General features: G+C 69.8%; 13 protein-coding genes. 7 read left to right on the forward strand and 6 right to left on the reverse strand.

Annotated features, from left to right (window positions below; translation table 11 throughout):
- Position 1: 1 nt before the first annotated feature.
- The 4 genes from LG391_RS19050 to LG391_RS19065 form a co-directional block, all read right to left on the reverse strand.
- Complete coding sequence (locus tag LG391_RS19050) at positions 2 to 1,153, reverse strand: ABC transporter ATP-binding protein (protein ID WP_225769613.1); 1,152 nt, start codon at positions 1,151 to 1,153, stop codon at positions 2 to 4.
- 201 nt (positions 1,154 to 1,354) lie between these two features.
- The gene (locus tag LG391_RS19055) at positions 1,355 to 2,128 is read right to left on the reverse strand and encodes a MurR/RpiR family transcriptional regulator (protein ID WP_225769614.1); all 774 of its coding nucleotides are present in this window, start codon (positions 2,126 to 2,128) and stop codon (positions 1,355 to 1,357) included.
- Between the two features lie 120 nt (positions 2,129 to 2,248).
- Positions 2,249 to 2,929 (reverse strand): GntR family transcriptional regulator, encoded by a 681-nt coding sequence (locus LG391_RS19060; RefSeq protein WP_225769615.1) that lies wholly within the window; start codon positions 2,927 to 2,929, stop codon positions 2,249 to 2,251.
- Positions 2,913 to 3,869 carry an AraC family transcriptional regulator gene (locus tag LG391_RS19065; RefSeq protein ID WP_225769616.1) on the reverse strand — a complete coding sequence of 319 codons (957 nt, stop codon included), beginning with the start codon at positions 3,867 to 3,869 and terminating at the stop codon, positions 2,913 to 2,915. Before LG391_RS19065 ends, LG391_RS19060 begins: the two co-directional genes overlap by 17 nt.
- Positions 3,870 to 4,108: 239 nt before the next feature.
- Here LG391_RS19065 and LG391_RS35050 point away from each other — a divergent pair, with 239 nt between their 5' ends.
- The 6 genes from LG391_RS35050 to rlxS all read left to right on the forward strand — a co-directional run bounded on the left by LG391_RS35050 (position 4,109) and on the right by rlxS (position 8,661).
- Entirely contained in the window at positions 4,109 to 4,357 is a 249-nt protein-coding gene (locus tag LG391_RS35050; RefSeq protein ID WP_225769617.1) for a transcriptional regulator domain-containing protein, read from the forward strand.
- Positions 4,358 to 4,628: 271 nt separating this feature from the next.
- Complete coding sequence (locus LG391_RS19075; RefSeq protein ID WP_225769618.1) at positions 4,629 to 4,961, forward strand: DNA -binding domain-containing protein; 333 nt, start codon at positions 4,629 to 4,631, stop codon at positions 4,959 to 4,961.
- Between the two features lie 143 nt (positions 4,962 to 5,104).
- A complete protein-coding gene (locus LG391_RS19080) occupies positions 5,105 to 5,356 on the forward strand; it encodes an AlpA family transcriptional regulator (RefSeq protein WP_225769619.1) in 252 nt (83 codons plus the stop codon).
- Positions 5,349 to 5,870, forward strand: coding sequence for a S26 family signal peptidase (locus tag LG391_RS19085; protein WP_225769620.1), 522 nt, complete (start codon positions 5,349 to 5,351; stop codon positions 5,868 to 5,870). Before LG391_RS19080 ends, LG391_RS19085 begins: the two co-directional genes overlap by 8 nt.
- Before the next feature lie 119 nt (positions 5,871 to 5,989).
- Complete coding sequence (locus LG391_RS19090) at positions 5,990 to 6,592, forward strand: lytic transglycosylase domain-containing protein (RefSeq protein WP_225769621.1); 603 nt, start codon at positions 5,990 to 5,992, stop codon at positions 6,590 to 6,592.
- A gap of 248 nt (positions 6,593 to 6,840) precedes the next feature.
- Complete coding sequence (rlxS, locus tag LG391_RS19095) at positions 6,841 to 8,661, forward strand: relaxase/mobilization nuclease RlxS (RefSeq protein ID WP_304608521.1); 1,821 nt, start codon at positions 6,841 to 6,843, stop codon at positions 8,659 to 8,661.
- Between the two features lie 81 nt (positions 8,662 to 8,742).
- Here the strand turns inward: rlxS and LG391_RS19100 are convergent, their stop codons facing one another.
- A complete protein-coding gene (locus LG391_RS19100; RefSeq protein ID WP_225769623.1) occupies positions 8,743 to 9,615 on the reverse strand; it encodes a nucleotidyl transferase AbiEii/AbiGii toxin family protein in 873 nt (290 codons plus the stop codon).
- A 4-nt stretch (positions 9,616 to 9,619) separates the two neighbouring features.
- Positions 9,620 to 10,432 carry a type IV toxin-antitoxin system AbiEi family antitoxin domain-containing protein gene (locus tag LG391_RS19105; RefSeq protein ID WP_225769624.1) on the reverse strand — a complete coding sequence of 271 codons (813 nt, stop codon included), beginning with the start codon at positions 10,430 to 10,432 and terminating at the stop codon, positions 9,620 to 9,622.
- 385 nt (positions 10,433 to 10,817) lie between these two features.
- Between LG391_RS19105 and LG391_RS19110 the strand changes: the two genes are divergently transcribed.
- Positions 10,818 to 12,866: a conjugal transfer protein TraG gene (locus tag LG391_RS19110; protein ID WP_225769625.1), complete on the forward strand. Its 2,049-nt coding sequence runs from the start codon at positions 10,818 to 10,820 to the stop codon at positions 12,864 to 12,866.
- The last annotated feature ends 10 nt before the right edge of the window (positions 12,867 to 12,876 follow it).

Consider the following 12,876-nt stretch of genomic DNA (forward strand, 5'->3'; position numbering starts at 1 on the left):
GTCATGCCGCCTTCTGCTCGGCGGCCGCGATGCGGCGGCCGCTTTCGTCGAAGCACAGCGCGCGCTCCGGATCGGGCAGGATCCGGACGGCTTGGCCGCGCTCGATGCGGCCAAGCCGCTCGGCGTCGAGCCGGGCGACGACCAGCTCCGGGAAGCCCTCGACCGCGAGGTGGGCATAGCCATCGGCGCCGAGCCGCTCGACATGGCTGACGCTTGCGGCGAGGCCCTGCGGTGCCGACGCGTCGAGGAGGATGCACTCCTCGGGCCGGAAGGCGAGGGAGGCCCTGGTGCCGGCCGGCACGAGCCCGCGGATCGCGAGGTGGGTGCCGAACGCCTCGACGGCGCCGGCGCCGGCGCCGGTGACCGGCAGCGTGTTCAGCTGCGGCTGGGCCATGAAGGCGGCGACATCGTGATCGACAGGGGCTCGGTAGATGCCGGCCGGCGTGTCGAACTGGCGGACCTCCCCGTCCAGCATCACGGCGATCCGGTCGGACATGGTCATGGCCTCGGTCTGGTCGTGCGTGACATAGACGAAGGTTGCGCCGAGCCGCCGATGCAGGCGGGCGATCTCGGCGCGCATATGGACGCGGAGCTTGGCGTCGAGATTGGAGAGCGGCTCGTCCATCAGGAAGACGCGCGGGTGCCGGACGAGGGCCCGGCCGAGCGCGACCCGCTGCCTCTGCCCGCCGGAGAGCTGCCCCGGCTTGCGGTCGAGGAGAGCCGCGATGCCGAGGAGTTCGGCCACACCCGAGACCTCCTGGGCGATGTCGTCCCGGATCGCGCGCGCTCGGCCGAATGAGCCCATGACCGGCCAGCGCTGCCAGGCGGCCAAACGCCGGAGCCGGAGCGGGGTGGCGATGTTCTCCGCGACCGTCATGTGCGGGTAGAGGGCATAGTTCTGGAAGACCATGGCGATGTCGCGGCGGTCGGGGCCGAGCGCGTCGACCGGGCGGCCGCCGATGGCGACGTGGCCTGCGGTCTGGACGTCGAGCCCGGCGATGATCCTCAGAAGCGTCGACTTTCCGCATCCCGACGGTCCGACGAGCGTCAGGAACTCGCCCGGGCGGATGTCGAGCGAGATGCCGCGCAGCGCGGCCATTGGCCCGAAGCGCTTCTCGATCCTGGTCAAGGTGATTCCGGCTGGTTCCGACATGGCCTCCCCGTGCGGCGTTGCATTCGCTTTCGTGTCAGAAGCAAAACTCCATAAATATATTAAGAATGGGAGTTTTGCTTTTTCTCAAGGCGAAAGCGGGCCGCCCGCGGCCTCAAGCCGCGTTTTTCTCATCGGAGGGGAAGAGGCGGGGGAGCTTTCTTATCCGAGTGGAAAGCCGGGCCTGGATCAGCCCGGCGCCACTCAGCGCCGGAGGCGTCCGATCTCCGCGACGAGGGCGTCGATGATCAGAAGATGGCCGGTCGCGATCGCGAAGGCGCCGCCGGTCAGCGGCGACTCCTGGCTCACCGCGGAGAGGACGCAGTCGGCGGCGGCCGTGAGCGGGGTTTTCGAGCGATTGGTGATGGCGACGGTGAACGCACCGGCGGCGCGGGCGCGCTTCATCATGTCGAGCGTGTCCTGAGAGACGCCGGACGCCGAGACGGCCACGGCGACGCAGTCCCGGTCGAGGCCATGGGCGATCTCGAGCATGTAGGTCGGATCGCTCAGGGCCTGCGCGGTCAGCCCGGAGAGGAGAAGGTGGTAGGCCAGGAGTTCCGCCACCAGGCCGGAGACTCCGGCGCCGAAAACGTCGATGCGCCGTGCCGCATTGAGCCGCGTGGCCACGGCGCGGAGCGTCTCCGGCTGGACCAGCGAGCGGGTTTCGCGGAGCGCCTGGACATGGGCTTCCAGCATGGCGTCGAGCAGGCTGTCATCCTCGGCTCCGGCGGCACCTGGCCGCTCATGCCTCGCGAGGTCGCCGGCAAGGTGGAGCTTCAGGTCCCGGATCCCCTCGAAGCCGAGGGTGCGGCAGAAGCGCATGATCGTCGCCTGGCCGCTTCGGGTGTTCTGGCCGAGCTCGCGGATCGACAGGTGCACGGCGGCCTCGGGGTTCTCGAGGATATACTTGCCGATCCGCTTCAGGCTGGCGGGCCAGCGGTCCATGGACATCCGGATGAGCGGCAGCACCGGGCCCATGGCGGCGCCGGACACCCGGTCGGTCGGCTTGCCGAGCCGCGGCGTCAGCTCGGAGGGCGGGCGCTTGCTCATGGGGCAGACGAGCCCCGGCGGAGCTCAGGCCCCGTGCCTCGTCCCCGGTCAGCCGATTCCACCGGCATGGGCGCGGGCGAGCAGTTCTTTTGTGAGATCGGGCAGCCGGCGGATATCGCGATCAAACATCGTCTCCAGGCTTCGGGTCGCCCCCGCGGCGTCGGCGGCCGCGATCGCGTCGGCAAGCTGTTGTGTGTCGGCCACCATGCCCTGAACGGCGCCGGCATCCAAGCAGGCGATCATCCGGATGCAGCGGACCCGGTCGTTGACGTTGCCGATGATCCGCGTGACCTCCCGGTTGCGGGCAAGGCGGGACAGGCCGAGGGTCAACTGCTCGATGGCGGCCCAGGCGCTCGTCCTCGCCGGCGGGCTGAAGAGGAGGGCGGATTGGACCGCGATCTCCGCCGCTTCCGCCCGGGCATTTCCGCCGGCCGCTGCCGCGCCAAGCATCGCATCCGAGAGCAGAGTGCGAGCCAGCCGATAGAGCTCCGAGAACTCCTCGGTCTCCGGGACACGGGCGAAGAAGCCCTCGCGCGAGGTGGCGGTGACGAGGCCTTCGGCATGAAGCCGGATGAGGCTCTCGCGCACCGGTGTGCTGCTGGCCTTGAGCCTCTCGCAGAGCCGGCCGACCTTGAGGTGCTCGCCGGGCCTGAAGCGGCAATGGACAGCCATGTCCTTCAGGCGGACGTAGCAGGTGTCGCGCCTGGCGGCGTCACGATCGTCGGCCATGCGAGATCGGTCCTCCGCTCGATCCCCGGCCGTCCTGGCCGTGTCCGTGGAGCCGGAACCGTGCGGGCGTCACGCCCGTGTGAAGGGCGAAGGCTTCGGTGAAGCGGCTCTGGCTGTTGAAGCCGACGGCATGGGCGACGCTGGCGATCGGATCTTCGGTCTCGAGTAGGAGTCTGCTCGCCCTCTCCAGACGTCGTTCGATCAGAAACCGGTGCGGCGGCTGCCCGGCGGCCGCTGCGAAGGATTTGGCGAAGTGGAAGCGGCTCATGCCCACGACGCCGGCCATCTCGTCGAGCGAGACGTTGCGATCGAGATGCGCCTCGATGTAGCTCTGGATTCGCGCGAGCTTCCAGGGCGCGAGGCTGTAGGTCCGTGGCGGACGACGCAGCTTGAGGTTGGAGTAGCGTCGGACCAGATGGACCGTGAGATCGAGCGTCCGGCTCTCGACGAGGAATTGCGAGCCGATGCTGGGCGCCTCCAGTTCGGCAAGGAGGCTGCGTCCGATCTGTTCGATCCGATGGTCCCGGAACAGGAAGTCGGACCTGATCTCAAGGCCACGGCTGTCCCGATCGATCTCTTCCTCGATGACGCGGCGGAGGAGGCTCCAGTCGAGATAGATCTGCGCGATCTCGAGATCGCGATCGAGCGTCCAGACCGTGCCGGCATCCGACGGCAATAGGGCGATATGCCCGGGCACGGTCCGGCCTTCGGACCGCTGACCCCTCAAGATCCGCTCGATGCGATGGCCGCGGGCGCGGCTGATCGACACGGACGGAACCGGCAGCGGCGGCAATTCGATCTGGGGTGCTCGGATCCGATAGCGGCTGACGGCGATCTGCCGCCACTCGTCCGGGCTGATCCGCTCGACCTGCGCGCAGGCTCGACGGTGGACGAGCTCCTGCGCCTTCCGCTCCTCTGGTATCGCTGTCGCCTTGCGCATGGCCCGCCTCGCCACACGAATTCGCCGGAGATGAGAACGATTTTCGCATCAAATGCGAAGTTCACGAATCTGTAAACAACCGAGAGACGATTTTCCCAAGAACCAGATATGCCTCCCAAGAAACCGATACACGCAGCTCCCGCGCCGTCCCACCTCAACCCGGTGCGCTTCGCTCCAAGACGGCGCAAACCGTGGGGCGCAGCGCGCTTGGACCGATGGGGCGGCTCCGGGGGAGCGGCATGGGCCGGCATCGAACATCGCCCGAGACTGTGCCTGAAGATGGCGGGGGCACCGCCCTCCGGATCGATCGCGCGGGCTGGGCCTGGGAATGGCTGCGGCGCAACCCGGCCTATCGCCGGGAGGCCGCGTCTGCTCCGCGGCCGGAGCGCACGATCCTGCAGCGGGATCCGAAGATCGAGCTCTTGACCCTGCCGGACCGGCCCGTCGCGGCCGCTCATTGGGGGGTGCTTTTTCTTCGAGCAGCCTGACCGGAGCGCGGAGGTAGCCTCTCCACTCTGGAGCGAGACGCTGAATCCCGCAGTCCTGCCCGTCCGGGCGGAGCCCGGAGCGCAGCCACGCGACGCGCTCGATCTCACCGCCCTCGGCTGCGCCGTCGCGGTCCTGAAGGAACCGGATGGCGCCGAGCATGTCCTGCTGCGCAGCGGCGGGCGGGCCATCCAGCTCGTCGTCCGGTCCGGCACGGGCCTCGGGGGGGCTGTTCGCCTGCGCTACGAGCTCGCCGGCTTCGACGGACTGGATATGAAGCTCGCTGCATTGGAGCGGCTGCTGGCGCTCCGGCGCCTCAACCGGTTTCCCAACAGGCTCTATCCGCCGCCACCGCGCGCCGAGCGGTGGCCGGCGGCGCTCCGCGCGCTGGAGCTCGCCCGCGCCGGGGCGTCGCAGAGGGACATCGCCTCCGAGCTCTTCGGCCGCCCCAGCGCGGCCGAAGCCTGGGCCGGACCGAGCGACTTCATGCGCAGCCGGGTGCGGCGGCTGCTCCGCTTCGCCGAAGCCATGACCCGGGAAGGATACCGGCAGGTGCTGTCGGGACGGCCGGTCGCGCCCGCCGAGGCGGGCCCGGCGCCTCGCTGAGGAGCGGCGTCGGCCATCCCACCAGTGGGGGTCGATTTGCCGGGGGTGCCGTTTCCGACCGTCCCGGCGTCGTCCGCTCTTGCCGAGCCTCCTCGCCAGGACGACGGCCATCGCCGCCGTCCGGGCGAACAGGAGACTCTGCCATGGACGACGACACCGCCCGGGCCGCCCGGGCGAAGAAGGGCAGCCCATTTCTCAACACCGATCAGGCCGCCTTCTATATCGGCTTGTCGTCGCGGACGCTGGAGAAGATGCGGAGCTTCGGCCGCGGCCCGAAATTCCGCCGGCACGGTCGCCACGTCCGCTATCACATTGCCGATCTCGACAATTGGTCCGACGCGCGAAGCGGCGATACCACCGGCACCGCTCGCGGACGCGGGGGTGTCGATGGCTGAGCGGTCCTGCCGGCGTCGCGGGCTTGTGCTCGCCGCTGCGGCCGGCGCGGTGCTCGCGACCGGCCTGCCCGCCATCGCCGCATCCAGGCTGTGGCTGACCTACAATGCAAGCCCCAGCGCTCCCGTCGGCTTATATCTCATGGCTGCGAAGCGTCCCCTCCGGGTCGGCGATGTGGTGCTCGTCCGGCTTCCGAGAGACGCGGCTGCGCTCGCCGCCGAGCGCGGTTATCTGCCCCGCTCGGTGCCGGCGGTGAAGCGGGTCGCAGGTCTCGCGGGCGACCGGATCTGCGGCCAGGGAAAGCTGGTGCTGATCAACGCCGCACCCGCCGCGATCCGGTTTCCGGGAGACGGGAAAGGACGGGCACTGCCGTCCTGGGACGGGTGCCGGACGCTGCGGCCGACCGAGGTCTTCCTTCTCAACGAGGGCGCGAGCGCGTCCTTCGACGGCCGGTACTTCGGGCCGGTCGATGCGCAGTCGATCATCGGCAGGCTGGTGCCGCTATGGACCTGGTGACGCTCTTCCTCCTCTGCGGAGTTGGGGCGGCCGAGGGGCCGTGCGCGCCGCCTCCGAGCCTCGTCGATGTCCCGGTAACGGCGAGCCAGCTGGAGCCGCCGCCTCGATCAATCGATCCCGTGCCGGCCGGCCGGTCGCCCGCGCCCGCCATCGACCGCTGGCGACCCCTGATCGCGGAGGCGTCGCGCCGCTTCGGCGTGCCGGAGCATTGGGTCCGCGAGGTCATGCGCGTCGAGAGCGGCGGGCATGCGACGGGGAACGGCCGGCCGATCGTCTCGCGGGCAGGGGCGATGGGGCTGATGCAGGTCATGCCGAAGACCTATGAGGAGATGCGAAGACGCCCTGGGCTGGGTGCCGATCCCCAGGATCCGCGCGACAATATCCTCGCCGGGACCGCCTATCTCAGGGACATGTGGTCGTGCTTCGGCGTCCCAGGCGCCTTCGCCGCTTATCATGCCGGGCCGGCCCGGCTGACCGAGCATCTGGCCTCGGGACGGCCGCTGCCCTCGGAGACGCGCCGCTATCTCGCGCGGCTGGGCGTCCGTCTGGACAGGGCGTCGGCCGCTCCGGCGGCTCCGGCCGAATGCGCGCTCCTCAAGGACCGGGCGGCGCCGGGTCCTGCTGGATTAGGGCCCGACCGGCGCCGCGTCCTGATCGGGCAAGGCGACGGGCGCGAGCTCTTCGTGCCGCTCTCGACCGCGGCACCCGCCCCGGGGCGATGAAGGCGTTCGCGCGTCCGGACAGGCCGCCGGGCGGCCGGAGGATAGGGATCGAACGCGGCGGGCGGGTTCGGCGGGCGGAGGGTGGCCGGCGTGACGGATCGGGATGAGTTCGAGCCCGAGCTCGGCCGGATCCGGTCGCTCGGGAGCGGACGGCGGTACCAGCAGCGGGTGCTGCAGGCGGCGGCGCTGGCCGGCGGGCGAGGGCGGGCGGGCGATCGGCCCTGCGCGCCACCTTTCACGGCAGCCGCATCGGCCGTGGCGCCGGGGTCGGCCGCGTTCTTGCCTCGCGCGACCGCTACGCCGCCCATCGGCAGCGCCGCGTCATCGTCAAGACGCGGATTGTCAGGCTTTCGCGCGCGGGCCTCGGAGCGGCTCAAGCCCATCTGCGATATATCCAGCGCGACGGCGTCACCCGCGACGGCGAGCCCGGGCAGCTTTACGGCGCCGAAGAGGACCGGGCGGACGGCCGGGCCTTCCTCGAGCGGTCGGCCGGCGACCGCCACCAGTTTCGCCTTATCGTCTCGGCCGAGGACGGCACGGCCTATGACGACCTCACGCCCTTCATCCGGCGCCTGATGACACGGATGGAGGAGGACCTCGGGACGAAGCTCGACTGGGTCGCGGTCGATCACCACAACACCGGCCACCCGCACAGCCACGTCATCCTGCGCGGCCGGACCGAAGACGGCCGGGACCTGGTCATCGCCCGGGAATACCTGACACGGGGGATAAGGGAGAGGGCGGCGGAGATCGTGCGCCTCGATCTGGGGCCTCGCTCCGATCTCGAGATCGAGGACCGGCTGCGCCGCGAGGTCGACCAGGAGCGCTTCACTAGCATCGACCGAGAGCTCCTGCACGAGCGGGACAGGGAAGGTCTCGTCCGGACCGGAGACGCCGATCCGTTCCGGCAGGCGCTCAAGGCCGGCCGTCTGCAGAAGCTTCGCCGACTCGACCTTGCCGAGGAGGTGGAGCCTGGACGATGGCGCCTCGCTCCCGAGCTGGAGCCGGTGCTGCGCCGGATGGGCGAGCGCGGCGACATCTTGAAGACGCTCCACCGTGAGCTCGCGAAGAAGGGCCTGACCCGGGCCGCTGCGGACCACGCCATCTATGATCCGTCCGACCCGGCCACCCGCCCGATCACAGGCCGGCTGCTGCGGCGCGGCGTCTCCGACGAGATCGAGGACCGCCATTACCTCATCGTCGACGGGGTGGACGGCCGGACGCACTATGTCGAAATCGGCCGAGGCGAGGCGACCGAGCCGATTCCCGAGGGCGCGGTCGTCGCGATCGCGCCGAAGCGGAGCGAGCCGCGCCCGGTCGATCGCGTGATCGCCGAGATCGCCGCCGCCCATGGCGGGCGCTACAGCCCCGAGATCCATCTGCGGCACGATCCCGCCGCGAGCGTTCCGTTCGTGGAGACGCATGTCCGGCGGCTCGAGGCGATGCGGCGCCAGGCAGGCCTGGTGGAGCGGGAGCCGGACGGGAGCTGGATCATCGCGCCCGACCATCTCGATCGGGCCGCGGCCTACGAGCAGGGCCGGGCGAAGGATGTGCCGGTCGTGGTGCGGACGCATTCGGCGTGGCCGGTCGAGCGGCAGGTGACGGCTGACGGGGCCACCTGGCTCGACCGCGAGCTCATGGCCGACAAGCCGGAGGCGCCGCGCGGCGCCGGTTTCGGGCGGGAGGTCCGGGACGCGTTGGCGCGGCGCCGGCAATGGCTGATCGAGGAGGGCCTTGCCCGCGCGGAGGAGGACCGGGTCGTCTACCGCGCCGATCTCCTGGCGCGACTGCGCCGCCGCGAGCTCCTGCGCGTCGCGGGCCAGCTTTCGGGAGAGCTCGGCCTCGCCTTCTCGGAGGCTCGGCCCGGCCAGCGGATCGAGGGCGTCTATCGGCGTCCGGTCGATCTCGCGAGCGGCCGCTTCGCTCTCATCGAGAGGTCGCGCGATTTCACGCTGGTGCCGTGGCGGCCGGTGCTGGAGCGCAGCCTGGGCCGGCCCGTCTCCGGCCTCGCGAGGGGAGAGACGATTTCCTGGACCATCGGCCGGCAGAGAGGATTGGGGATCTCATAGGTCCTTTCGCGGGCTCGGCCGAATGGAAGAGGCGCTGCCGATCTCGCTGGAAGACAGATCAACCGCGGAGGCGGCGTTCCGTCATCGTTCGGCAAGGTCCGACGGAAGCGCCCTCGCCCGCCGGCAATGGGGCATCAGGAATTCCGCCAGATCCTGCAGGACGGCCCGAAGGTCCCCCGGATCCACGGCGACATCCGCGAGGAAGGCGCGCCATTGTCGTTGCTTCAGCGGATCTTCGGCGAAGGCGGCCGTCAGGGCTTCGGGTGGTTCAGCTGGAATGGCCGTGTCACGACGCCGGAACGTGGCGGCGATCGCCCGCGCGAGACGGTCGTCCGCGAACTCATAGCCCCGTGCCAGCACCCAGATGTCGTAGAAGTCCTTCAGCCGAGTGTTCGCCCGGCCGAGCGCCACCATGGCCTGGAACTTCTCCGCGACGACAGTCTCGCGGGCGTAGGCGCGCAACCGGGGAGCCGGCAGATCCAGCAGCACCGGCAGCGCCAGTTCCTCGAGCCCCGGCTCGATCGCGTCGCCGAAGCCAATGTCGACGACGACACGCACACGAGCTCCACCGACAGCGGCGGCCATTTTGAGACGGAGCCCGCCATAGACGGCATCCTCACGGATGCGATCGACGCTGGGGCTGTCGAGGTCGAAGGCCACGCCATCCTCGGCCGGCATGGCGCAGACCTCACGGAACACCGCAAGCACGGCTCCAGGATCGGGGTCGCCGAAGCCGAGAAGATCGAGATCGCGCGTTGGCCGATGCGGGTCGGCGAACCACGTGGCCATGAGCATCGCGCCCTTCAGGACGAAGCGATCGCGATAGGGCGTCCGGCTCAGCCGATCGAGAAGGCGCTCCAGCACATACCGCGTGAGCAGCAGGTCGAACGGCTGGTTGCGCTCCCTGGCGAGGTTGAGCAGACGCGCGCGAACCGACGCGCCCGGATTGCGCACGGACCTAGCCATCGATCGTGAGAGCCTCGAGGTAGGGTTGGAGAGCCGGCCAGACCTTCATCGCCGCTGCACAGCGGGCGATCTCACCCGGCGCGACTTTCCGCTGGCGCAGCCCCTCCCGCAGCCCCTCGACGGCGACGGCCTGCCCCAGCACCCGTCGGTAGCGAAACAGGTCGACGATGGTGCGTACCGGGCTCGTGATCCGGACCGTCACCCCTTCGATCCGATGGGACTCCACACCGTCCTTGAGCGCTGCAGAAGGAAATCGCACGAACCGGATCGGCGGCTGCGTCACCCGCGGCCCCCAGTCCTTCGGCGCGATCGCCATCCAGACCTTCGGCGGCATCCGGTCGGTGAGGTCGTGGAACGCCAGGGCCGATACCAGGCAGACCACCCCCCGCGGCACACGCTTGGCCGCCTCCGCCAGTGTGTGGTGCGTCTCGAGCGGCGCGTCCGGCAGTTGATACAGGCCGCGGGCGAGACGGACGATGGTGCCTTCGCGTTCAAGCCGGGCAACGGACGTGGCCGTGGCGCCGGTTCGCATCAGCTCCGCCAGCCGAGCCATGCCCTGCTTGCGGAGCACCCCGATCACTCTGTCGCGGTGGGTTTTGACGCTCGAGTCCATAAGCTCCGTAGATGATACAAATGCTCGGACATTGAAGGCCAAGGGATGAGGATATGTATCACCTTGCGGCTTTCCTGAAAACGCACGTTTACGCCCCCGGCCATTGGCTATGGTTCGGAGCAGCGTGGTCTTGCCCGCGCGCCGCGGGCTGATGACGAGCACCGCGGGTGTCTCGGCCAAGGCTTCGCGCACCCGGCCCTCGAGAAGGCGTTGTACAAGAGCTCTCCTGTCTCCGGTGGACAGGAGTAAGGCACCCGGCGATTAGGAGTGCGCTGTCCGGCGATTAGGAGTCAATGAACCGGAAACTAGCGGAGATCCTGCCCGAATAGCACCGGACAGGTGAGATTGCCATCGCTCGGCGTTGGCACCCGTAACACCAATATGTCCCTGTTGCCCTCGTCGCCAAGGCCAAGCCGGCTAGGGGCGGCTCGTCCTTCCCGACTATGCACCCGTACCTGCGCCCGCGCGCGATGATCGCACATGGGCGCGGACACGCGATGTGTCGCGTTTCGGCCGGATGATGAATCCATCTCCCGCATGAGCGGCGCCATGACGCCGTGCCGTCCGGGAGCAGGGCATGACCCCGACCAAGGTCCTGATCGGCCAGATCCTGGTCGTCTTCGCGATCGTGCTCGCCGGCCTCTGGGCCGCGACGCAGTGGTGCGCGGCCGAGCTCGGCCATCAGCCGCGGCTCGGCCCGGCTTGGTTCATGCTCCTGTCCTGGCCGGTCTACCACCCGTGGCGCCTGTTCGAATGGTGGTACGTCTACGACGCCTATGCGCCCCAGCTCTTCGACCGGGCCGGCGTCGTTGCCGCCTCGAGCGGTCTTCTCGGCTGCGCCGTCGCGATCCTGGGCTCGCTGTGGCGCGCCAGGCAAAGCCGCGTCGTTACGACCTACGGCTCCTCGCGCTGGGCGACACGCCTTGAGGTCCAGGCGGCGGGGTTGTTCCGGCCGGCCGGCGTGTTCCTCGGGCGCCTCGGCCGCCGCTATCTCCGGCACGACGGTCCGGAGCACGTGATGGCCTTCGCACCGACCCGCAGCGGCAAGGGGGTCGGTCTCGTCGTGCCGACGCTGCTCACCTGGACGGAGAGCGCGGTCATCCACGACATTAAGGGCGAGAACTGGCAGCTCACCGCAGGCTGGCGCTCCCGCTTCTCGCATTGCCTGCTGTTCAATCCGACCGACCCCCGCTCGGCCCGCTACAACCCGCTGCTCGAGGTCCGCCGCGGCCCCGACGAGGTCCGCGACGTGCAGAACATTGCCGATATCCTCGTCGATCCGGAAGGGGCGCTCGAGCGCCGGAACCACTGGGAGAAGACGAGCCACTCGCTCCTGGTCGGCGCGATCCTGCATGTGCTCTACGCCGAGAAGGAGAAGACGCTCGCCCGCGTCGCGACCTTCCTCTCCGACCCCGAGCGCTCCTTCGCCGCGACGCTGAGAGCCATGATGGGGACGAACCATCTCGGGACGAAGGAGGCGCCGGTCGTCCATCCGGTCGTGGCCTCTGCCGCGCGCGAGGTCCTGAACAAATCGGAGAACGAGCGCTCCGGCGTGCTGTCGACCGCGATGTCCTTCCTCGGCCTCTACCGGGATCCGACGGTCGCGGCGACCACGGCGGCGAGCGACTGGCGCATCGCCGACCTGGTCGACGCCGAACGCCCGGTCTCGCTGTTCCTCGTGATCCCGCCGTCCGACATCTCCCGGACCAAGCCGTTGGTGCGCCTGGTCCTCAACCAGGTCGGCCGGCGCCTGACCGAGCGGCTCGAGGGCGATCCGGACAAGCGCCGGCGCCACGCCCTCCTCATGATGCTCGATGAATTCCCGGCGCTGGGGCGGCTCGACTTCTTCGAGACCGCGCTCGCCTTCATGGCCGGCTATGGCATTCGCGCCTATCTGATCGCGCAGTCCCTGAATCAGATCTCCAAGGCTTATGGCGAGACCAACGCCATCCTCGACAACTGCCATGTCCGGATCGCGTTCTCCTCCAACGACGAGCGCACGGCGAAAAGGATCTCCGACGCGCTCGGCACCGCGACCGAGCTCAGGGCCCAGCGCAACTATGCCGGCCATCGCCTGGCGCCCTGGCTCAGCCATGTCATGGTCTCCCGCCAGGAGACGGCCCGCCCGCTCCTGACCCCGGGCGAGGTGATGCAGCTCCCGGCTTCGGACGAGCTCGTGCTGGTCTCGGGTCTGGCGCCGATCCGGGCGAAGAAGCTCCGGTATTTCGAGGACCGGAACTTCGCCGGCCGCGTGCTGCCGGCGCCGGAGCTCGCGACGGACGGCTACCGCGACCGGCCGCCGCCGCGCCCCGACGACTGGAGAGGCCGAAGCCGCGGCCTCGACCACCGCCTCGCCGCGGCCGAAGGCGAGGCCAGCCTCGCCGAGGAGGAGGGCGGTGTCCAGCAACAGCGCCATCCGGGCCTGGCCGAAGAGGGCATCGTCCGGCCCGCCGAGCACGACCATGCGCCCGAGTTCGACCTCTTCGACGACGATGCCGACGCACCGGCCCAGGGCCGGGCCATGGACCGGCTGCGGCAGTCGAACGCGATCGGCCGCGCCCACGCGATGAACCAGGGCGAGGGCGGGGGCCGCGACCCGGACGACGACCTTTTGCCGGCCTTCTGACGGAGCTCGC

Origin of the sequence: Inquilinus sp. Marseille-Q2685, assembly GCF_916619195.1 — a bacterium.
In the GTDB taxonomy this organism is placed as follows: Bacteria; Pseudomonadota; Alphaproteobacteria; order DSM-16000; family Inquilinaceae; genus Inquilinus.